The sequence below is a fragment of the Acinetobacter sp. SW-226 genome (assembly GCF_055632855.1).
Genome location: NZ_CM145752.1, coordinates 754,884 through 776,201 on the forward strand (window position 1 = coordinate 754,884; position 21,318 = coordinate 776,201).

The window sequence follows — 21,318 nt, forward strand, 5'->3', positions numbered from 1 at the left end:
AATGCAAATAAATATGATGTGTGCACGACGTGAATTTAAAAATGCACAACAACGTTTTGATCATATGACAATGGTGATAAAAAGTTACTTAGATAGTGAGGAAATTATTAATAAAGAAGCTTTGCCATATATACAAGAAAGAAAAGGTAATCCTTTTGCTGCGATGATGGATATTGACTCCTATATCGATGGAAATATGGCAGGTGCTTGGATCTTTCATAAAGACTTAAAAACTTTTAAAAAACTAGCCTATGTCTATTCAAAGCTCAGTGTATTAAAGAGTGTAGAGTATAGTAATCCTGTGCCATTCTTTTTTCGTTCGGATTATACGAATGTCAAAGAACCCATGTTTCATATGCTGATGAGTGATAGTACTGAAATCAGTGATTTTTTAATTCGAAATATTGAAGACGTTGCGAATGATACTGAAGACTTAGAAGATGAATACGACTTAAATCGTCAAATGATTTATAACACCTTACTGATGTTGGAAGGCAAACAATTAGAGCTTTTAAAACAACGCAGTCAAAAAGTACTTGATGCTCCAGTGCCAAAAATTAAGCAATTTGCTAAAGAACTTGAACTCAGAAAATATGATTTTCAATTTTATCTTGCATTTGCAGAAAAAGATTTAGAAGGAATGAAAAAAGCATTAGAACCATTTTTTAATAAAAAAATAGCACAAGATGCAGCTAAGCATACACTCGTCTATTACGATTTTTATTTACAACCCCAAGTTGTTATATATGCAAAATTAGCTTCGATACATGGTTTCGATTTAGGCATAGACCATGAAATTGCACCAAAAGAACTTATTCAATATCAGCCACTCCCTGAAGAAGAATATCAAGATATTGTTGACTTTATGAAACCTTACAAACTTTCGTATCCATATGCATATTTGCAGAATTGGATTGATTACTATTTAAGAAAAACCGATCAGCTTTTTCCAGTTTGAGTAAATTAGAGACGAGAGTAACTGGCGCTAATTCGGGATGATTATTTGCTAAAGATGACTATGTAACGAAACAAAATCTTCTGAAAAATGCTTTACCAGCATACAAAGAGGCAGCAGACCAAGCCCAAACATGGGGCATGGGCGGTAATAGTAGTCGAGCATTGAATGCAGTGACTACAGCGATTACAGCAGCGCTGGGTGGACAAACCGACTTACAAGTGGTGACCAATACCCTAGCACCGTATGCAGCTCAGGTGATTGGGCAAGAATTTGGTCATGGAGCGGATAAAAACACGGCAGCACAGTTGGTATCTCATGCGATCTTGGGTGCAACGCTAGCCTACATTAACGGTGGCGACCCAACAGCAGGCGGGAGTGCAGCAGTTGCGAGTGAAGCGGCAGCAAACTACTTAACCAACCAACTCGCAGAAAGATACAAAAATGATCCTAAATATTTTGTAAATGGAGAGTTCCAAGCGAATTTACTATCAGAAACTGAAAAGGCACAGATACGTGATTTAACCGCAGGTATTGGTGCCGTGATAGGGGGAGCAGCAGGAGATTCAATGTATAACGCTCAGTTGGCGGGTGTGATTGGGCAGAATGCGGTAGAGAATAATTCCTTACTTGGTGATGATATACGTAATAAAGTTAAGCAAGGGGTGAAGTGGGTAGCATCACAAACAGATATTCCAATTGCTCAAGGCGTTGTAAATGGTGTTGGAAGTGTAGGTGATGGTATTTTAGCTATAGCTGATGCATTCGGTGATACAGCAGTTTCAGCAATACATTGTCCATTAGGCACTTCGGCATGTGCAGAGGCGATGGAGAATAATCGTAAAAAAGGGGAGGCGATTTACCAACTTTTAACAAATTTGGATTTAAAAGAACAAGCAAATAAAATTAAACAATCTTATGCAGATTTAAGTAGTGGAGATGCTGAAAAAGTAGCAAATGCACAAAGAGTTCAAGCAGAAGTATTTACTAGTTTGGGGTTGAGTGCAGCGAGTATTAAGAAATTAGGTACAAATAATGTTTCGAATATTCCAAAACTTGATTGGTCTACAGGTTGGGCAACGAGGGGGTTACAGTGGGAAGCGAAATTAAAGCAATCATTATCATCAGATTTTATTGATCTTAATAGTTTTAAAACAAATTTTAAGACGTTTGATTTTTATAATCCATCAACACAAACAGCAATTAGTGCTAAGTCAATGGACACAATTAGTTCATTTAACGGGACCAATGGTTTAAAATCACTTGAAAAGCAGATGAAAAGTTATGTTGATGATACATTAGCGTTTAAGCGAGATGCTCAAAAAGGAGGAGGTCCTTTTGTGTTAACTAAAGATAAAGTTAAAAATAGAGAAGTTCAAATAGCAATACCAGAAGGCACATCAAAAGCTAAAATGCAAGTAATTAAAAGTATGGTAAATTATGGTAAGCAAAATAATGTCAAAGTCATTGTTACAGTTACTAAGAGTGGGAAGTAATGAATAAGGAAGCTATGTTAGTATTTGGTGTTAACTTTATTAAGTTAATAACCTATATAAATGCAGGACTATCAATTGTAGATAAAAATTATGATGCGATTATTTTAGATATTGATTGTACTAATGAAGAGTTAGGTTGGGCAGTTAAAGAAGCTTTAATGCGAAGTACTGTAATTGAGGATCCTGGAGAACGGTCAAAAATTTGTCAAGAATCAATGCTTAATCAGGATGCAATAAAGAATAAAATGAATGAGGAAGATATTGAGATAAGAAAAAAATATGGTTATAAGAATAAAAAAAAATATGAACAGGATTTAATGTATATTTTTCTTAAATTAAATAAAAATGAATATACTTTAAGCCCATCTCATACAGATAAAGATGGATCTACCTCACTAGATAAAGATATTATTTTATCATTATCTGTTTCAGATGAAGAAATAGGCTTAGAAGTTAGAAAGGCGATGAATATATGCACGAGTATTTATAAGTAAAACAATTTATTATTTACGCACTATAATTTGAGACAGTTAGAGCTTGTAAATTATTTTGTATAAGTGCTTTTTTATAAATGATTTAAGTCTAATTGTTAATCCTTCTGGCCTTGAGAGGTCAGAAGCATTGCGCAAGTGATTGGAAAAGAATTTAGTCATGGAGAGGACAAGAATACCACAGCACAGTTAGTATCTCATGCGATCTTGGGGGGCAACGCTGGCTTATATTAACGGTGGCGAGCCGATGGCAGGAGGAAGTGCTGCGGTTGCGAGTGAAGCGGCAGCGAACTACCTCACAAAACAATTAGAAGAAAAATACAAAAAGGATCCTAAATATTTTGTAAATGGAGAGTTCCAAGCAAATTTACTGTCAGAAACTGAAAAAGCGCAAATCAGAGATTTAACCGCTGGTATTGGTGCTGTGATTGGCGGAGCGGTAGGTGACTCATCATACAACGCACAATTGGCAGGTGTGATTGGGCAGAATGCGGTGGAGAATAATGAAATGAGCTTACCTTTTCCACTTGATTCACAAAGGGGGCAAGGTTATGACTCTATAGTCAAGTATGCTCAAGATAAGGGCTTAAGCTATGAAGAGACTCAAAAGTTAATTTATGAATATGGTCAGCCTGAAAACAAACAAGCAAAGGAATATATAGAGGGTTGGATTTTTGAACCACCGAAACTAGCTGCTTCTATACTTAGTGCCAGAGTTAGCTGCACAAAAATTAGAACCGATAGTTGTAATAGCATCCAAAAGTAAGTGGTATATGGGAGCAGTTGATAAAGTAAAAGATTGGTTTGGTACTGAAAGTAAGATAGATGCTGATGTATTAGGGAATAAAGTTCAACAGTTGGATGCCAATACTATAATGGCTCTAGTGGTGCTTGGTATGAGCTGGAAACTACTTGGAAAAAAGCTTTAAAAAGTAATAAAGCTGTGAAAGTGAATATCCAACCAGTTTATTCTGGAACCAGTAAAAGACCTACTTCTTTTATTGTTGAGCAAAATGTAGGTGGTAAGCAATTACCAGTATTGAAATTGAAAAATACGGCTACAGGAAAATGAAGATGCATGATCAAAAAATATATCAAAGAATCGGTGAGTTGTTGTGGTCAATTATGCCAGAAAATGCTTTGGATATTTATTATATCGGCTGTATTTATCCTGATTATTCAGCTGGTGGCGCTGAGTGGCTAACTAAAGAAAATAAAATAGTTAGCTTTGAAATGGGGCAGAGGCCTTATTATATTGAGAGTCAAATCGATGATCTAATTGTCGAGCTAAGGTTGCTAGACATTTTTAAAGAAAAATGGACACATTTTAAAATTACACTTACGGATAATGGTGGATTCAATACGGAATTTGGATATATTCCAAGAGAGGATAGTTGGGTGAGTTTATATATGAAAGCTGTCAGTGATTTAAATGAAAGTGAACTTGATGAATATAATATTCCTCATGAAGAGTGGGAAAAACGAGTTGAGCTGAAAAAACAAAATAAATTATAGAGTGGTTTTTTTAAGCTCTGAGTTTTGTCTCAGGGCTTTTTTTTATTTACGGGGCTTTTTTGCATAAACTGATCAATCTATCTTCCAACGTACTAAATCTGATGTGGGTCAAAATTGGGTCAATGAATTTTTTTATTCAATTAAATAGCTTTGGAATGAATGAGTTGGGATTTGAGTTCAATTGACGCCACCCCACCAAAATTCTTTCCGAAGTAATCTGTCGGAATCTAAAAAAGCCTTTAAACTCAATGTTTAAGGGCTTTTTTATTGGCTGAATGTTTAATGTTGCCAAAAGGAATTCAGAATTCATAAAAACGTTTTATTTTTTAATGGAACCAATTTCTAAAATGTAAAATTCAATGCTTTTGCTACCTAAGTTCTTTCAAAATATAGTATTTATTTCAAGACTTATTTAATACTCTTAAACTTTTATTTGATAGTTTAAGGGCTCACAAGAAAACCATTGTTCTTTTTGTGAAATTCCTCCAAAAGGAAAGTCTATTTTGGTGGCCTTGTTAAAACTTGATTATTACAAGTTTATTTAGAGTTGAGTTGGGCGGTATTTTAAAATCTATTTATATTGAATGATGAAATTCTATCTGTGTTATTGGTTGAGCTTTATGCAGAAAACTCTAAATGGGGTACTTGATATTAGAAATGTCTATTAAAAGATAAGTATTGGATTTTATACTTAAAAAAAATAGAGCCAAGAGACTCTATTTTTTAAGAAAACTTTAATAGCTGTTTTATTTTACCAGCTCAAAGCTCCCCCGTTTGGTAATCCGTTACACGTGTTTCGAAGAAGTTCTTCTCTTTACGTAAGTCCATCATTTCAGACATCCACTGGAATGGGTTGTTCACACCAGCGAACTGCTCTGGTAAACCAAGCTGCGCTAAACGACGGTTACAAATGAATTTTAAGTATTCTTCCATCATTGCTGCATTCATACCCAATACACCGCGTGGCATCGTGTCACGTGCGTATTCAATTTCAAGCATCGTGCCTTCAAGAATCATTTGAATGATTTCTTCTTGGAATTCGGCTGTCCAGAGGTGAGGATTTTCAATCTTGATTTGGTTAATCATATCTATACCAAAATTCAAGTGCATCGACTCATCACGTAAGATGTATTGGAATTGCTCAGCAACACCATTCATCTTATTACGACGGCCCATTGACAAGATTTGGCTGAAGCCACAGTAGAAGAAAATTCCTTCCAGTACGCAGTAGAATGCGATCAAGTTGCGAAGCAAAATCTGATCGTTTTCAGGTGTGCCTGTTTTGAACGAAGGGTCGCTTAAAGACTGAGTATATTTGAGGCCCCAAGCTGCTTTACGTGCAACACTTGGTACTTCGCGGTACATGTTGAAGACTTCACCTTCATCCATACCCAAAGATTCGATACAGTATTGGTAAGCATGTGTGTGAATTGCTTCTTCAAACGCTTGACGCAAAATGTACTGGCGGCATTCAGGGTTGGTAATGTGACGGTAAATCGCGAGAACCAAGTTGTTGGCAACCAAAGAGTCAGCAGTAGAGAAGAAACCAAGTGAGCGCATAACAATCGTGCGTTCGTCTTCAGTTAAGCCATTTTCAGACTTCCAAAGCGCGATGTCATGGTTCATGTTTACTTCTTGTGGCATCCAGTGGTTTGCGCAACCGTCTAGATATTTTTGCCAAGCCCATTCGTATTTGAACGGTACAAGTTGGTTGAGGTCAGCACGACAGTTAATCATCGCCTTGTCGTCAACTTGTACACGTTGCGCACCCATTTCTAGTTCTTCTAGACCTGGAGCAACATCTAAGCTTTCTAAGGCGTGAGATGCTCTTGCCAACGGATCGGCTGGATTTGTTGATCCGCTTCGAGGGGCTGAAGCGGATTGTGTAGTTGCCACATTCTTCTGTGGTTGCTCTGCAGTAGATACCATCTGCGGATTAGCCGCTTTTTGCGGTTCGACGGGCGCAGACTTGTGTTCAGGTGCAGCCGGTTTTTGCGAATCATTTTCGAAATCGTCCCAACTTAGGATAGACATATCAATTCTCTCTACGTTGCTTTATATCTTTTATTGACATCCAGCAAAGCTGAGATGTCCTACTATACGCTTAATTTGTGAAAGCAAAATTAAGTTTTGCCAATCGTTACTCTAAAATGATGTCTAGAGCATGATTCTCATGACTTATTTTGCTTTCGCTTTTTAGCTTGATTGACTTTCACCCAAAAATAGGCGATTGGCATGTAAAACAAAACCACAAAGGAAAGCACCAAGGCTGTAAGACCTAACATGTAGTTATGTGTCATATGAAGCATGGTAATTTCCTTGGGTATCTTTAACTTTTTAATCCCCCTAAACCCCTCTTTATGAAAGAGGGACTTTCACACCTCAATAAGTTTGGTGTAATTCCCCTCCTTTTAGGAGGGGTTAGGGGAGGTTATTACTGACAAGCCTCACAGTCTGGATTGTCAATTGAACATGCCATTGGCACTGGAGCTGCTTGACCGAAGCCTTCATCTTCAGCAACCACTTCTGGTTTAACTTCCTGAGCAACTGCTGCAACAGGCGCTGCCGTTACAGTTGCAGGTTTTACTGCATTCAATGCACCCGTGTTAATGGTTGATTTTTCAGCAGATGTTGCACCTAAAGCACGGAGGTAATACGTCGTTTTTAAACCGCGCAACCAAGCCATTTTATAGGTCAAGTCAAGTTTCTTACCGTTTGCACCAGAGATGTAAAGGTTTAGAGATTGTGCTTGGTCAATCCATTTTTGACGACGTGATGCAGCATCCACAATCCAGCGTGGCTCAACTTCAAACGCAGTCGCGAAGATGGCTTTAAGCTCTTCAGGAATACGCGAAATTTTCTGAACTGAACCCTCGAAGTGTTTCAGGTCATTGACCATCACAGAATCCCACAAACCACGGTCTTTCAACGCACGTACGAGGTACGGGTTGATCACAGTGAACTCACCTGATAGGTTAGATTTTACATATAAGTTTTGGAATGTTGGTTCAATCGACTGAGAAACACCACAAATGTTTGAAATGGTTGCAGTCGGTGCAATGGCCATCACGTTTGAGTTACGCATACCATCTTTTTGAACTTTGGCACGTAAAGTGTCCCAGTCCAAACGTTGAGTACGGTCAACTTCAAACATACGCTCAGGGCGTGATTTTGCAACAAGGTCAAGTGAGTCAATTGGTAGAATCCCTTGATCCCACAGTGAACCTTTAAATGTCTCGTAAGTGCCGCGCTCAAGTGCGAGATCGCTTGATGTTTGGATCGCATAGTAGCTGATCACTTCCATCGACTCATCAGCAAAGTCTACTGCGGCATCAGAACCATAAGCCAGTTGCATTTCATATAGCGCATCTTGGAAGCCCATGATACCCATACCCACTGGGCGGTGTTTCAAGTTTGAGTTTTTCGCTTGAGGAACTGCATAGTAGTTAATGTCGATTACATTATCGAGCATACGAACCGCTGTTTTTACTGTACGTGCAAGCTTTTCACGGTCTAACACACCACCTTGAACGTGTTGTACAAGGTTGATCGAACCTAAGTTACATACCGCGATTTCATCTTTGCTTGTGTTTAATGTGATTTCTGTACACAAGTTAGAAGAGTGAACTACACCAACGTGTTGTTGTGGTGAACGTAAGTTACATACGTCTTTGAATGTGATCCACGGGTGACCAGTTTCAAACAACATCGACAGCATTTTGCGCCACAAATCTTTTGCACGGATTTTCTTGTGCAACATGTTTGTTTCTTTTGCAATTGCTTCATAGTGTGCATAACGCTCAGCGAATTCTGCACCTGTTAAGTCGTGTAGGTCTGGTGTTTCAGACGGCGTGAACAGTGTCCATTCTGCATCTTCAAAAACACGTTGCATAAATAAGTCAGGAACCCAGTTTGCTGTGTTCATGTCATGCGTACGGCGACGGTCATCACCAGTGTTTTTACGTAGCTCTAGGAACTCTTCGATGTCTAAGTGCCAAGTTTCAAGGTATGCACAGACTGCACCTTTACGTTTACCACCTTGGTTTACCGCAACAGCAGTATCGTTCGCCACTTTAAGGAATGGAACGACACCTTGTGACTTACCGTTTGTCCCTTTGATATACGAGTTCAAGGCACGAACTGGCGTCCAGTCATTACCTAGACCGCCTGCCCATTTAGATAGCATTGCGTTATCACGCATAGCGCCATAAATGTCATACAGGTCATCATCAATCGTAGTCAAGTAACAGCTAGACAACTGTGGACGTAGCGTACCTGAGTTAAACAGAGTAGGCGTAGATGCCATGTAATCGAAGCTAGAGAGTAAGTTATAGAATTCGATTGCACGTTCTTCACGATTTGCTTCGTTGAGTGAAAGACCCATCGAAACGCGCATGAAGAATAATTGTGGTAATTCGAAACGTGCGCCATCTGAGTGGATGAAGTAACGATCAAATAAAGTCTGTAAACCTAAGTAAGTAAATTGGTTTGAACGTTCTGGTTGAATCGCTGCTGCCAATTTTGCAAGGTCAAAGTTAAGTAGCTCTGGTGAAAGGAGGTCTAATGCAATACCTTTCTTCAGGAAGGTTTCTAAAGCATCGCCTTCAGCTGTGTCTTCAGACAAGCCAAGGAACGTTAAACCTGTTGCAACCAATTCATCACGCAGTAAGCGAGCCGTGACATAGGTATAGTTTGGTTCTTGTTCGATACGTGTACGTGTAGCCATCATCATCGTCGTTGCGATGTCAGACGCTTTTACACCGTTGTAGAGGTTTTTAATGGTTTCGTCGATGATCGCTTGAACATTAATGCCTTCTAAACCTTCAGCCGCTTTGGTTACTGTTGCTTCAAGCTTACGCATGTCAAGCGGTTGAAGCTGACCATTGGCGTCAGTGATTTGTAGTGTTGGGTGATGGTTTTCACCTGCTTGTTTACGTGCGTCAGCACGTTGATCGCGGTAGATGACATACGCGCGAGCAACTTTCTGTTCACCTGTACGCATTAGCGCAAGTTCAACTTGGTCTTGGATTTCTTCGATGTGGATTGTACCGCCAGAAGGTAAGCGACGCGTAAATGTATTTAATACCATCTCGGTAAGTTGTGAAATACGATCGTGGATGCGGCTTGAGTCAGCACTTTGTTGACCCTCAACAGCTAAAAATGCTTTACCAATAGCAACAGAGATTTTTTCTGCGTCAAAGCTGGCAACATCTCCAGTGCGTTTAATCACCTGAATTTGACCAGGGGTTGAATTTGATACGCTCATGCTAGCATAGCTCCATTTTGTCATCTATTTTTATGTCTATGGACCATTTGAACTGGGCAATTTTTATGCCACAGTGTTTGAGGTTTAAACACAAGACCTAGTGGTTTAAAAATTAATTGAACACAAGATACGGGAAAATTCGGGGTAGATCAATATTGACATTTTATTAAAAATTTCGATTGCTCTTGTATTGAAATGGTCGCTAAAAAAATCCCTTTTTTATGATTCTTGTATTAAGCCTTATTAGACAAGGCGATAGCATAACAAAGCTCGGTTTAAGTACTTATAGATAACATTGTGGATAAGTGAAAAAGAGATGTGTGGAGTAGAAATAAACGGTTGAAAGCAGTGGTTTGGCGTGAAAAAACATCAATTTGTAAAGAAACGTTTCTTTGCTTTGGTTGGATATAGAGCAAACGCGAGAAAGTGCTTATTTTGTGCTTAAAAAAATGTATAACAAAATGCTACTTTGATGTATCAGTTTGGTGAACAAGATCTTGTTTACAATGTAAACGTGTGTATATTGCAAACTATATCAGAGCGTATCCCTTGGATTTTAAAGGATACGTTAAGTCGTCAAAATAAAGGGGCACTCCATGAGCCAAGAAGAAAAGTTACCAAAAATTTTAATCGTAGAAGACGATGAGCGTCTAGCTCGCTTAACTCAAGAATACCTGATTCGTAATGGTCTTGAGGTTGGGGTAGAGCCCGATGGTAACCGTGCCATTCGCCGTATTATTGCAGAACAACCCGATATGGTGGTGCTAGATGTCATGCTTCCAGGTGCTGATGGCTTAACGATTTGTCGTGAAGTTCGTCCACATTACCATCAACCGATTTTGATGTTGACTGCACGTACAGAAGATATGGATCAAGTGCTTGGTCTGGAAATGGGTGCAGATGACTATGTGGCAAAACCAGTTCAGCCACGCGTTTTACTTGCACGTATCCGTGCATTATTACGTCGTACCGACAAGGCGCCAGAAGATGAAGTTGCGCAGCGCATTGAATTTGATGATCTGGTGATCGACAACGGTGGTCGCTCAGTGACTTTAAATGGTGAATTGGTTGACTTCACCAGTGCTGAATATGATTTATTGTGGTTACTTGCTTCAAATGCTGGTCGTATCTTATCGCGTGAAGATATTTTTGAACGCTTACGTGGTATTGAATATGATGGTCAGGACCGTTCAATTGATGTACGTATTTCACGTATTCGTCCAAAAATTGGCGATGATCCTGAAAATCCAAAACGTATTAAAACGGTACGTAGCAAAGGCTATTTATTTGTTAAAGAAACCAATGGTATCTAAGTCATCTATTTGATTCGTTAAAGTGGGACATTTTTAGTGTTCAAACACAGTATATTCTTGCGTATCTATGCAGGGTTAGTCGTGCTGGTTGCTATCGTAGCTCTCATGGCGTATTTGCTTGTGCAAATTATTAATTATCAGCGAGTGCAAGAATATCGCGAATCATTAACAGATGGGATTTCCTTTATTATTAGTGAAGGTGTATCTCGTCAAACCAACGCGCAGCAAAAAGCAGACTGGATTTCAGATGCGTCTGATCTGCTTGAACTGCCCATTAATATGATTCCTGCAAGTAAAGTTAATTTAACTCGAGCAGAGACTAAACGGATTAGTGAGCGTAAAGCCGCTGTACGTTATGATGCGCAAACGCAAGTTGCGTATCTGATTCTTGGTCTAAAAGATGACCCAAATCATTTACTCTATATTAAGGTAGATAAAATTGGGGAGTTGCAAATGAAAGCACTCCCGATTTTTATTCTTGATTATTTGGTCTATTACCCAGGTCAAGAGGAAGAGTATTTAGCGAAAATACAAAAGTATTTCTCTTATCCTGTACATATTGAAGAAGTGCAAAATCTTGCGCTTGAGTCTGAGCAAATTGGTCGATTGCGTTTAGATCATAGTGTGATCTTATATCGCGATAGCGCTTCCGTGCGCGGTACAACCATTTCTATAGTTTCTCCTCCTTTGCCAAGTTCACCGAATAAAGTGTTGGTGCTTGGGCCTGTACCTATTTTCAACTGGATGCCATTTCAGCTTGCAGCAGGGATTACCTTATTAAGTTTGTTTGTGCTCAGTTTAGGGGTATATGGTTTGCTAGTGCCTATGCAACGTAAGTTGCGAGAGGTTAATTATGGTTTGAACCGTATGAAAGCAGGGGATATGACTTTACGTTTGCCTGTCGATGGTAAAGACGAAATGGCGAGTCTGGCGAATAGTTATAACAGCATGTCCGATCACATTCAGCGTTTGATTGAAGCACAGCGTGAACTCATGCGTGCCGTATCCCATGAGCTTCGCACGCCTGTTGCGCGCATCCGTTTTGGGATGGAAATGTTGGCGGAAGAAGACGATTATGAATATCGCCTGCAGCAAGTTGATATGATTGATAAAGATATTGAGGCCTTAAATACTTTAATTGACGAAATTATGACTTATGCCAAATTAGAGCAAGGTACGCCATCACTCGATATTGAAAATATTGTCTTGTTTGAAGTGTTAGATCAGGTGGTGGTAGAGACTGAAGCCTTAAAGACTCAAAAGGAAATCAACTTAAATGCACCACCTTTAACGTTACAGGTTGAAGCTGAACGTCGTTACTTACATCGTGTAGTGCAAAACTTAGTCGGCAATGCCGTACGTTATGGTGACCATCAGGTGTTGGTGAGTGGTGGTATTAATGAAAATGGGATGGCTTATGTCTGTGTGGAAGACGATGGGCCAGGTATTCCCGAAGATGAGCGTGAGCGTGTTTTTGAGGCATTTGCTCGTTTAGATGATAGTCGGACTCGTGCATCTGGTGGTTATGGTTTGGGGCTTTCAATTGTGAGTCGTATTGCTTACTGGTTTGGTGGGCGTGTAATGGTTGATCAAAGTCCAAGTTTAGGGGGCGCGCGTTTTACCATGACATGGCCAGCACATCGTTTTAGTAAGTCTAAAAAGAAATATAATGTCAAAGAAAACACAGACACCAAAAACTAATTTTTATGTGGTATGAAAAAGCACCGAAGTTCGGTGCTTTTTTTTCATTATTTTTTTATTCTTGAATAGTGGCATCAGGAGAAATAATTTGCTTGCCTTGCTTTAGGCTTTCAAGCGCACTGGCATTAAAGTCAATCAGCAGAGAATTGTTTTGTATATCTATGCCATAGCGGCTAATGAGCTTTTGGTCACCATTGATTGTTTCAATTTTGTATTCATCTACAATATTCATAATGCCATCGAGATTGGTGGTAGCTGAAGCTTTGTCTTGACGAAAAAGTTCATAAATGTCGCGTAAATCAAAAATAGCATTATTGGCATCGGGGTGTTTACGGACATAGTTTTCAACATGGCGAATAAGCAACTGGGCAAATAAAAAATAATTAGGTTTATGGGTGAATTCTAGGCTCATTCGGTGCTCCTTATTCTTTGTTGTTGGTTATTTATATCAATAGCATAAGAAAAAGCTGAGTGCATCTATTGATTGATTTGATTTGCAAATAAACACAAAAAATATGAGTGACTTAATTTGCTTTTATCTATGTTTGATGAATAAAAAAAACGGTTGGTTCGGTTGATTTTTCTCGTTTTGGTAGATGGTCTGCCATGTGTAGAGAGATGGTGTAAATGATTTGAGGGGCTTCCACAGGTTTGTGAATTCCAACTGTAAGATGAAAATTTAGAAAAATAATAGAATAGTACTGTTTTATTTAAGAAAACGATCAGTTTTAAAATAAAAGGGTTTGCATAGAAAAAATCTCAAAAAACGACGAGAAATCATCCTAAAGACGAATATCTATAAGCTAGCAACTTACGTCATCAATCGGGTACAATTGGCGGGATTAATTTTGTGTTTGGTGTATTTGAAGGCCAATACATACATTCTTTGTTAATAAATTAGGCCTGCCAGGAGTTATCCCCGCATGAGTGCCATTACTCCATACGAATGGGCAATTATTGCCTTCGTGATCGGCGTTACATTTCTTTGCGTCTTTATGCTGACCGTTCCATTACTCCTTGGGGGTAAGTCATGGGGCCGTGCCAAGCAAGAGCAATTTGAATCAGGTGTGGTTGGTGCTGGTGGTGCACGTATCCGCCTATCAGCAAAGTTCTATTTGGTTGCTATCTTCTTCGTCGTATTCGACTTAGAGGCGCTTTACCTTTACGCATGGGCGAACTCTGTTCGTGAAGTGGGTTGGGTTGGGTTTACAACAGCAGCAGTATTTATTTTAGTTTTACTCGTTGGTTTGGTTTATGAGTTGTCTACTGGTGCGCTTAACTGGTCGCCTTCAGACAAGCGTAAAGCAGCAGGGATTAAACCTAAAGTTGGTTCTCCAAATATGAACATTGCAGAAATCACTCGCTTTAATTCAATTGAAGAGTTGGTTATGGATCCTACGGGTCAAATCCCAGCTCAATCATCTGGTCGTGTGAAAGATAAATCACCGGCTAAATCGTCTGACAAGGAGTAACTCGGGATGAAATATACATTAACCCGTGCGAATCCGGATGCTGATCAATATCCACTTCAAGAGCGTCAAATCGTAACGGATCCGCTTGAAGAAGAAGTGAATAAAAATGTGTTCATGACTCGTTTAGAGGACGTGGCACATACAGCAGTGAACTGGGGACGTAAGAACTCAGTTTGGCCGTTTAACTTTGGTACATCTTGCTGCTACGTAGAGTATGCAACGACTTTGACAGGCGTGCATGACTTGTCGCGTTTCGGTGCCGAAGTAATCCGTGCTTCACCTCGTCAAGCGGATTTGATGATTGTTGCAGGTACATGTTTCGTCAAAATGGCTCCAGTTATTCAACGTTTATATGAACAAATGTTGGAACCGAAGTGGGTTATTTCAATGGGCGCATGTGCAAACTCTGGCGGTATGTACGATATTTATTCAGTTGTACAAGGTGTGGATAAAATCATCCCAGTTGATGTTTATATTCCAGGTTGCCCACCACGTCCAGAAGCATTAATCCAAGCATTAATGTTGTTACAAGACCAAATTCAACTAGAGCGCCGTCCACTTTCTGCCGTGATTGGTGATGATCTTAAGCCAGTATATAAGCCAAAGATGATGCCAGAACGTGACCGTAAGAATGCTGAACGTATTGCAGTGAAAAACTTACGCTCTATGGATGAAATTAAATAATTTAAACGATAAATTTTGATGCACCCGGCTTGGGTGTAATTGTCGTTTAGGTTGAATGAATTTGTATTAAATAGGAAGCCAAGCCAATGGCTGAAACTGAAAACGCTATGCCAGAATCACCGCAAGTTGATTCACGCCCAGCATTTGCAATTGTAGAAGAGCTCAAAACCAAATTTGGTGAGAACTTCTATGTGCAAACGACTTTTGAAGACTTTCCAACAGTCTGGGTTGAGCGCGCGCGCGTACAAGAAGTTTTAATGTTCTTGCGTACAGTGTCACGTCCATACGTGATGCTGTTTGACTTGTCTGCGGTAGATGAACGTTTACGTACACACCGCGACGGTTTGCCTGCGTCTGACTTTACTGTGTTCTATCACTTGTTATCGCTTGAGCGAAATAGTGATATTCGTATCAAAGTTGCGTTGAATGAAAATGATGTAAATCTTCCAACGGCAACCAACATTTGGCCAAATGCCAACTGGTACGAGCGTGAAGCTTACGATATGTTCGGGATCAATTTCGAAGGGCATCCAATGCTTCGTCGTATTTTGTTGCCAACATACTGGGAAGGTCATCCACTTCGTAAAGAGTATTCTGCGCGTGCTACTGAATATACACCGTATATGCAGAACCAAGCGAAGCAGGACTATGAACAGGAACACCTTCGTTTCGTACCTGAAGATTGGGGGATGAAACGTGGAAATGACGACGAAGACTTCATGTTCCTTAACTTAGGTCCTAACCACCCATCTGCGCACGGTGCTTTCCGTGTAATCTTGCAGTTGGATGGTGAAGAAGTGAAAGACTGTGTGCCTGATATCGGTTATCACCACCGTGGTGTGGAAAAGATGTCCGAACGTCAAACTTGGCATTCATTCATTCCTTATACCGACCGTGTGGATTACTTGGGCGGTTGTGCGCAAAACATGCCTTATGTGATGGGTGTGGAGCAAATGGCGGGTATTACTGTACCTGACCGTGCGCAATGTATCCGTGTCATGATGTCTGAATTGTTCCGTATCAATAACCACTTATTGTTCATCGGTACTGCAATTCAAGATGCCGGCGGTATGACACCTGTCTTCTACATGTTTGCGGATCGTCAAAAAATCTATGACGCAATTGAAGCAATCACTGGTTACCGTATGCACCCAGCATGGTTCCGTATCGGTGGTACAGCGCATGACTTGCCAAATAATTGGCAGCATCTGATTCGTGAAATCCTAGATTGGATGCCGAAACGTATGAATGAATACTACACAGCAGCACTTAAAAACTCTGTGTTTGTAGGTCGTACGCGTAACGTAGCTCAATATGATGCAAAATCTGCATTGGCTTGGGGTGTGACTGGTACAGGTTTGCGTGCAACTGGTATTGATTTTGATGTTCGTAAATACCGTCCTTATAGCGGTTATGAAAACTACGACTTCGATGTGCCACTTGAGTACGAAGGCGATGCTTATGCACGTGTGATGGTTCACTTCCGTGAAATTGAAGAATCTCTCAAAATCGTGAAGCAATGTTTAGACAACATGCCATCTGGTGCATACAAAGCAGATCACCCATTGGCTGTTCCACCGCCGAAAGATAAGACTTTACAAGACATTGAAACCTTGATTACGCACTTCTTAAGCGTATCTTGGGGTCCTGTAATGCCTGCAGGTGAAGCATCTGTAATGGCGGAAGTGGTCAAAGGTGCGTCGAACTACTACTTGACTTCAGATAAGTCAACGATGAGTTACCGTACTCGTATTCGTACACCAACTTTCACGCATTTACAGCAAATGCCTTCTGTGATTAACGGCAGTCTGGTATCTGACTTGATCATTTATTTAGCGACAATTGACGTCGTTATGGCTGACGTGGATCGCTAAGGGGTAAACGCATTATGATGATTTTGACTGATAAAAAGCCACGCGTGAATGTTGAAGGGATTTTGACTACGGACGAAATCCATGAAATCGAACATCACATTGGTCACTATCCGTACCCACGTGCAGCATCTTTGGATGCTTTGAAGTGTGTACAACGCCGTAATGGCTGGGTAGATGATGCGCAGCTAAACGCCATTGCTCAGTTATTGACAATCAGTGTTGCTGATTTGGAAGGTGTTGCAACTTTCTATAACCGTATTTACCGTCAACCCGTGGGTCGTAACGTCATTTTACTTTGTGACTCGATTGCGTGTTTCTTGATGGGTGCGGAAACTTTAGCAGAAGCTTTTCAGCGCGAGTTAGGCATTCAGTTTGGTCAAACGACTGCTGATGGTCGTTTTACTTTGCTGCCGATTTGCTGCTTAGGTAACTGTGACAAAGGCCCAACCTTGATGGTGAATGAAGACACTCACGGTTTGGTTGAAGTTTCTTCAGTGAAACAGTTATTGGAGAAGTATGTATGAATACCGAACCAAAACCAATTTATGGCGAAGGTAACCCAGAAACGCATCCATTAACTTGGCGTTTGAGTAAACAAGAGCACGTTCGTAATGCAGATGATTACGAAGCGCTTGAAGGTTACGCGGGTCTAAAAAAAGCAATCACCATGCCACCGAAAGATGTGCTTGAAGTGATTAAAGCTGCGACTGTGAAAGGTCGTGGTGGTGCGGGCTTCCCAGCTGGGATCAAATGGTCTTTGATGGCGCCAAATGACAACTCAGGGCCACGTTACCTGATTTGTAATGCCGATGAGATGGAACCAGGGACCTTTAAAGACCGTTTGTTGATGGAAAAACTTCCTCACCAATTGATTGAAGGGATGTTGATTGCAGCGTATACGCTTGAAGCAACTCATGGTTATATCTTCATTCGTGGCGAGTACATTGAAGCGGCTGCTTACTTAAATGAAGCGCTTGAGCAAGTTCGTGCCAAAGGTTACTTGGGTGATAACATCCTTGGAACGGGTTGGAACTTCGAGCTTTATGTACACACGGGCGCAGGTCGTTATATTTGTGGTGAAGAAACTGCATTGATTAACTCGCTTGAAGGTCGTCGTGCAAACCCACGTACCAAACCGCCATTCCCGCAAGTTGCTGGTGCTTGGGGTCGTCCTACGATTGTCAACAACGTAGAGACCTACAATAACCTACCTGCAATTATGCTGCGTGGCCCTGAGTGGTATATCGGTTTATCTGCAGGCAAGTCGAAAGATCCGGGCACAAAAATTTATGGTGCATCTGGCAAGGTGAAATTTCCAGGACTTTGGGAACTTCCATTTGGTACAACTGCGCGTGAAGTGATTGAAGACTATGCAGGCGGTATGCGTGATGGTTTGAAACTGAAAGCATGGTTACCGGGTGGTGCATCTACAGATTTCTTGGCTGCTGAACATATTGATCTACCGATGGATGCTGAGAGCATCATGAAAGCAGGTTCACGTTTAGGTACGTGTTTGCTGATGGTGGTTGACGAAACGCAATGTATGGTTTCAGCGACACGTAACTTAGAAGAATTCTTTGCACGTGAGTCATGTGGTTTCTGTACGCCTTGTCGTGATGGTTTACCGTGGGCGGTGAAAGCACTGAAAGCATTGGAAGATGGTACAGGTAAGAAAGAAGATATTGATCACTTACAAGAGCTTACTCGTAAGCTTTGGATTGGTAAGACTTTCTGTGCGCATGCTCCAGGTGCAATGGAACCGTTGATGGGTGCACTCAAATATTTCCGTGGCGAGTTTGAAGCAAAAGTGGTGAATGCTGCTGCTGCGCAAACTAGCAACGTAGAACAAGCTTAAGGAATTCGACTATGGCTACAATTCATGTCGATGGCAAATCGTACGAAGTCAATGGCTCAGAGAACTTGCTACAAGCATGTTTGTCTTTGGGTATTGATATCCCGTACTTTTGTTGGCATCCATCCTTAGGTTCTGTCGGTTCTTGCCGTCAATGTGCCGTGACTCAATACGCGAATCCTGAAGATACGCGTGGTCGTTTAGTCATGTCATGTATGACACCTGCATCTGACAATACCTACATCTCGATTGAAGACAAAGAAGCGAAAGACTTCCGCGCGTCAATTGTTGAGTTCTTGATGACCAACCACCCACACGACTGTCCAGTCTGTGAAGAAGGTGGGCACTGTCATTTACAAGATATGACTGTGATGACTCAACACGACCGTCGTCGTTACCGTTTCACGAAACGTACGCACTACAACCAAGAGTTAGGCTCATTCATTTCTCATGAAATGAACCGTTGTATCGCATGTTACCGTTGTGTTCGTTACTACAAAGACTACGCGGGCGGTACAGACTTTGGCGTATATGCAAGCGCGTCACGTGTTTACTTTGGTCGTCCTGAGTCGGGTACTTTAGAGTCTGAATTTTCGGGTAACTTGACTGAAGTATGTCCTACAGGTGTATTTACTGATAAAACGCATTCAGAACGCTATAACCGTAAGTGGGACATGCAGTATGCGCCAAGCGTATGCCAAGGCTGTTCTTCGGGTTGTAACATTTCTCCGGGTGAGCGTTATGGCGAACTTCGTCGTGTCGAAAACCGTTTTAATGGTGATGTAAACCAATACTTCCTTTGTGATAAAGGTCGTTTTGGGACAGGCTATGTGAACCGTGCAGATCGTCCACGTCAACCACAGTTCCGTAATGCTACAAACATTGAAACTGTTTCTGTAGATACTGCTTTAGATACGGTGATTGCAAATATTCAAGGCAAAAAAGTCTTAGGTATTGGTTCTCCACGTGCATCACTTGAGTCGAACTTCGCACTTCGCGAATTAGTTGGTCAAGAGCACTATTCAACAGGTATGTCTCAAAAAGAGCAGAACTTAGTTGAATTGGCTGCATCTATTATGCAAACCGAAGGTGTATATAACCCAGGTATGCGTGAAATCGAAAGCTATGATGCGGTGTTGATCTTGGGTGAGGACTTAACGCAAACTGCGCCACGTATGGCGTTGTCTGTTCGTCAAGCGGCGAAAAACAAAGCCAAAGAAATGGCTGCGGAACGCCGTACCCAAGACTGGTTGGCGGAACCGCTACAACGTATTGCTCAAGATGCCAAATCACCGATTTTCATCCTCGCTGCAACGCAAACACGCTTAGCTGATGTGGCTACAGGTGAAGTGGTTGCATCTCCAAACGACATCGCTCGTTTAGGTTTTGCTGTTGCTGCTGCTGTAAAAGGTGATGCAATTCTTGGTCTGGCGGATGATGCGAAAGCCTTTGCTCAGAACATTGCAGATACACTGAAAGCGGCGAAGAAACCACTGATCATTTCAGGTACAAGTTTACAAGATGCATCCATCATGGAAGCTGCTGCACAAGTTGCGCAAAACCTTGGTGGAAATGCTGGTTTAACCCTGACAGTTCCTGAAGTGAACTCTATGGGCTTGGCGATCTTTGGTGGTCAAAGCTTAGAACAAGTGTTTGCACAAGACTATGACACGGTTGTGATCGTTGAAAATGATCTATTCCGTCGTTTGCCAGCGGCACAAGTTGAAGCGGCACTTGCAGATAAAGAAGTGATTGTTTTAGATCATTCTGAAACTGAAACTGTCAAGAAAGCCGATATCGTACTTTCTGCTGCGTCATTTGCTGAAGGTGATGGTACGGTGGTCTCTCAAGAAGGCCGTGCACAACGTTTCTACCAAGTGTATGACCCGAGCTACTATAAACCTGAACTGGCGATCAAGGAATCTTGGCGCTGGTTACATGCCATTGAAACTGGCGTGAAGGGCAAAGCGATTTCTTGGACCTTGCTTGATGACGTGATTGAGTCAGTTGCGAAAAACGTACCTGCACTTGAGGCGATTCAAGATGTAGCTCCAGATGCGGGCTTCCGTGTCCATGGTTTGAAAGTTGCGCGTGAACCACGTCGTTACTCTGGTCGTACTTCTATGCGTGCACCATTGAACGTGCATGAACCGAAACAACCGACAGATATCGACTCTGCATTAACCTTCTCTATGGAAGGCTATGTCGGGAACCAGACGCCGTCTCCACTGGTACCATTTGCATGGTCAGCAGGTTGGAACTCACCGCAAGCTTGGAACAAATTCCAAGATAACGTCGGTGGTCACTTAAAAGGTGGTGATTCGGGTGTGCGTTTATTCGATCGTTTAGCGAAGCGTCCAGCACGTACTTTCGTAGCTCCTGCGGTTGTGGTTGCAAACCCTGATAGCTTCCGTTTAGTGCCAATGCATCACATTTTTGCTTCTGGTGAATTTACTGTGAAAACACCTGCAATGGAGTCGCGTATTCCTGAAGCAGTCTTTGCAGTGGGTGAGCAAGATGCAACTCGTTTGAATGTTCAAGATGGTCAAAAAATCACTGTGAAAGCAGGTGAGACTTCGATTGTACTTCCAGTTCAAGTGATTGATTATTTACCTACAGGTTATATTGGTTATCCAGTTGGTCTTGCACCTACGGTTTCACTTGCTGAGCCTGTATCAGTCGCGGTAGGAGCGTAATTC

General features: G+C 41.2%; 17 protein-coding genes and 1 pseudogene. 15 read left to right on the forward strand and 3 right to left on the reverse strand.

Going from position 1 to position 21,318, the window contains the following annotated elements:
• Position 1: 1 nt before the first annotated feature.
• The 7 genes from ACZ8ZH_RS03575 to ACZ8ZH_RS03605 all read left to right on the forward strand — a co-directional run bounded on the left by ACZ8ZH_RS03575 (position 2) and on the right by ACZ8ZH_RS03605 (position 4,457).
• The gene (locus tag ACZ8ZH_RS03575) at positions 2–958 is read left to right on the forward strand and encodes an Imm49 family immunity protein (RefSeq protein ID WP_470247853.1); all 957 of its coding nucleotides are present in this window, start codon (positions 2–4) and stop codon (positions 956–958) included.
• 137 nt (positions 959–1,095) lie between these two features.
• Positions 1,096–2,451: an endonuclease toxin domain-containing protein gene (locus ACZ8ZH_RS03580; RefSeq protein ID WP_119063188.1), complete on the forward strand. Its 1,356-nt coding sequence runs from the start codon at positions 1,096–1,098 to the stop codon at positions 2,449–2,451.
• A complete protein-coding gene (locus ACZ8ZH_RS03585) occupies positions 2,451–2,945 on the forward strand; it encodes a contact-dependent growth inhibition system immunity protein (protein ID WP_119063187.1) in 495 nt (164 codons plus the stop codon). Before ACZ8ZH_RS03580 ends, ACZ8ZH_RS03585 begins: the two co-directional genes overlap by 1 nt.
• A gap of 244 nt (positions 2,946–3,189) precedes the next feature.
• Positions 3,190–3,708, forward strand: coding sequence for a VENN motif pre-toxin domain-containing protein (locus tag ACZ8ZH_RS03590; protein WP_228199389.1), 519 nt, complete (start codon positions 3,190–3,192; stop codon positions 3,706–3,708).
• Positions 3,709–3,715: 7 nt separating this feature from the next.
• Positions 3,716–3,871: a hypothetical protein gene (locus ACZ8ZH_RS03595; protein ID WP_162900238.1), complete on the forward strand. Its 156-nt coding sequence runs from the start codon at positions 3,716–3,718 to the stop codon at positions 3,869–3,871.
• Entirely contained in the window at positions 3,844–4,014 is a 171-nt protein-coding gene (locus tag ACZ8ZH_RS03600; RefSeq protein WP_119063186.1) for a DNA/RNA non-specific endonuclease, read from the forward strand. Before ACZ8ZH_RS03595 ends, ACZ8ZH_RS03600 begins: the two co-directional genes overlap by 28 nt.
• 2 nt (positions 4,015–4,016) lie before the next feature.
• Positions 4,017–4,457 carry a hypothetical protein gene (locus ACZ8ZH_RS03605; RefSeq protein ID WP_119063185.1) on the forward strand — a complete coding sequence of 147 codons (441 nt, stop codon included), beginning with the start codon at positions 4,017–4,019 and terminating at the stop codon, positions 4,455–4,457.
• Between the two features lie 751 nt (positions 4,458–5,208).
• On the opposite strand, the pseudogene ACZ8ZH_RS03610 reads toward ACZ8ZH_RS03605, so the two are convergent.
• Together ACZ8ZH_RS03610 and ACZ8ZH_RS03615 are read right to left on the reverse strand one after the other, a co-directional pair.
• Positions 5,209–6,491, reverse strand: a pseudogene (locus ACZ8ZH_RS03610) (ribonucleotide-diphosphate reductase subunit beta).
• A 400-nt stretch (positions 6,492–6,891) separates the two neighbouring features.
• Positions 6,892–9,723: a ribonucleoside-diphosphate reductase subunit alpha gene (locus ACZ8ZH_RS03615; protein WP_470247854.1), complete on the reverse strand. Its 2,832-nt coding sequence runs from the start codon at positions 9,721–9,723 to the stop codon at positions 6,892–6,894.
• A 596-nt stretch (positions 9,724–10,319) separates the two neighbouring features.
• Here ACZ8ZH_RS03615 and bfmR point away from each other — a divergent pair.
• Positions 10,320–11,036, forward strand: coding sequence for a response regulator transcription factor BfmR (gene bfmR, locus ACZ8ZH_RS03620; protein ID WP_005007943.1), 717 nt, complete (start codon positions 10,320–10,322; stop codon positions 11,034–11,036).
• A gap of 36 nt (positions 11,037–11,072) precedes the next feature.
• Positions 11,073–12,737 carry a sensor histidine kinase BfmS gene (gene bfmS / locus ACZ8ZH_RS03625; RefSeq protein ID WP_086208156.1) on the forward strand — a complete coding sequence of 555 codons (1,665 nt, stop codon included), beginning with the start codon at positions 11,073–11,075 and terminating at the stop codon, positions 12,735–12,737.
• A 55-nt stretch (positions 12,738–12,792) separates the two neighbouring features.
• Here the strand turns inward: bfmS and ACZ8ZH_RS03630 are convergent, their stop codons facing one another.
• Positions 12,793–13,149: a hypothetical protein gene (locus ACZ8ZH_RS03630; protein WP_086208155.1), complete on the reverse strand. Its 357-nt coding sequence runs from the start codon at positions 13,147–13,149 to the stop codon at positions 12,793–12,795.
• A 511-nt stretch (positions 13,150–13,660) separates the two neighbouring features.
• On the opposite strand from ACZ8ZH_RS03630, the gene ndhC reads away from it, so the two are divergent.
• The 6 genes from ndhC to nuoG all read left to right on the forward strand — a co-directional run bounded on the left by ndhC (position 13,661) and on the right by nuoG (position 21,315).
• Positions 13,661–14,209, forward strand: coding sequence for an NADH-quinone oxidoreductase subunit A (gene ndhC, locus ACZ8ZH_RS03635; protein ID WP_086208154.1), 549 nt, complete (start codon positions 13,661–13,663; stop codon positions 14,207–14,209).
• Between the two features lie 6 nt (positions 14,210–14,215).
• Complete coding sequence (locus ACZ8ZH_RS03640; protein WP_004695382.1) at positions 14,216–14,893, forward strand: NuoB/complex I 20 kDa subunit family protein; 678 nt, start codon at positions 14,216–14,218, stop codon at positions 14,891–14,893.
• Positions 14,894–14,979: 86 nt separating this feature from the next.
• A complete protein-coding gene (gene nuoC / locus ACZ8ZH_RS03645; RefSeq protein WP_086208153.1) occupies positions 14,980–16,767 on the forward strand; it encodes an NADH-quinone oxidoreductase subunit C/D in 1,788 nt (595 codons plus the stop codon).
• A gap of 14 nt (positions 16,768–16,781) precedes the next feature.
• Complete coding sequence (gene nuoE, locus ACZ8ZH_RS03650) at positions 16,782–17,291, forward strand: NADH-quinone oxidoreductase subunit NuoE (RefSeq protein ID WP_004695385.1); 510 nt, start codon at positions 16,782–16,784, stop codon at positions 17,289–17,291.
• Positions 17,288–18,622, forward strand: coding sequence for an NADH-quinone oxidoreductase subunit NuoF (gene nuoF / locus ACZ8ZH_RS03655; protein WP_119063184.1), 1,335 nt, complete (start codon positions 17,288–17,290; stop codon positions 18,620–18,622). The genes nuoE and nuoF overlap by 4 nt, the downstream gene beginning before the upstream one ends.
• A gap of 11 nt (positions 18,623–18,633) precedes the next feature.
• Positions 18,634–21,315 carry an NADH-quinone oxidoreductase subunit NuoG gene (nuoG, locus tag ACZ8ZH_RS03660; protein WP_119063183.1) on the forward strand — a complete coding sequence of 894 codons (2,682 nt, stop codon included), beginning with the start codon at positions 18,634–18,636 and terminating at the stop codon, positions 21,313–21,315.
• Positions 21,316–21,318: the final 3 nt, after the last annotated feature.

Excerpts from the sequence above, each read along its gene's own strand:
- ACZ8ZH_RS03575 (WP_470247853.1), top strand. The coding sequence starts at position 2 with ATGCAAATAAATATGATGTGTGCACGACGTGAATTTAAAAATGCACAA.
- ACZ8ZH_RS03580 (WP_119063188.1), top strand. The coding sequence starts at position 1,096 with ATGGGCGGTAATAGTAGTCGAGCATTGAATGCAGTGACTACAGCGATT.
- ACZ8ZH_RS03585 (WP_119063187.1), top strand. The coding sequence starts at position 2,451 with ATGAATAAGGAAGCTATGTTAGTATTTGGTGTTAACTTTATTAAGTTA.
- ACZ8ZH_RS03590 (WP_228199389.1), top strand. The coding sequence starts at position 3,190 with ATGGCAGGAGGAAGTGCTGCGGTTGCGAGTGAAGCGGCAGCGAACTAC.
- ACZ8ZH_RS03595 (WP_162900238.1), top strand. The coding sequence starts at position 3,716 with ATGGGAGCAGTTGATAAAGTAAAAGATTGGTTTGGTACTGAAAGTAAG.
- ACZ8ZH_RS03605 (WP_119063185.1), top strand. The coding sequence starts at position 4,017 with ATGCATGATCAAAAAATATATCAAAGAATCGGTGAGTTGTTGTGGTCA.
- ACZ8ZH_RS03615 (WP_470247854.1), bottom strand. The coding sequence starts at position 9,723 with ATGAGCGTATCAAATTCAACCCCTGGTCAAATTCAGGTGATTAAACGC.
- bfmR (WP_005007943.1), top strand. The coding sequence starts at position 10,320 with ATGAGCCAAGAAGAAAAGTTACCAAAAATTTTAATCGTAGAAGACGAT.
- ACZ8ZH_RS03630 (WP_086208155.1), bottom strand. The coding sequence starts at position 13,149 with ATGAGCCTAGAATTCACCCATAAACCTAATTATTTTTTATTTGCCCAG.
- ndhC (WP_086208154.1), top strand. The coding sequence starts at position 13,661 with ATGAGTGCCATTACTCCATACGAATGGGCAATTATTGCCTTCGTGATC.
- ACZ8ZH_RS03640 (WP_004695382.1), top strand. The coding sequence starts at position 14,216 with ATGAAATATACATTAACCCGTGCGAATCCGGATGCTGATCAATATCCA.
- nuoC (WP_086208153.1), top strand. The coding sequence starts at position 14,980 with ATGGCTGAAACTGAAAACGCTATGCCAGAATCACCGCAAGTTGATTCA.
- nuoE (WP_004695385.1), top strand. The coding sequence starts at position 16,782 with ATGATGATTTTGACTGATAAAAAGCCACGCGTGAATGTTGAAGGGATT.
- nuoF (WP_119063184.1), top strand. The coding sequence starts at position 17,288 with ATGAATACCGAACCAAAACCAATTTATGGCGAAGGTAACCCAGAAACG.
- nuoG (WP_119063183.1), top strand. The coding sequence starts at position 18,634 with ATGGCTACAATTCATGTCGATGGCAAATCGTACGAAGTCAATGGCTCA.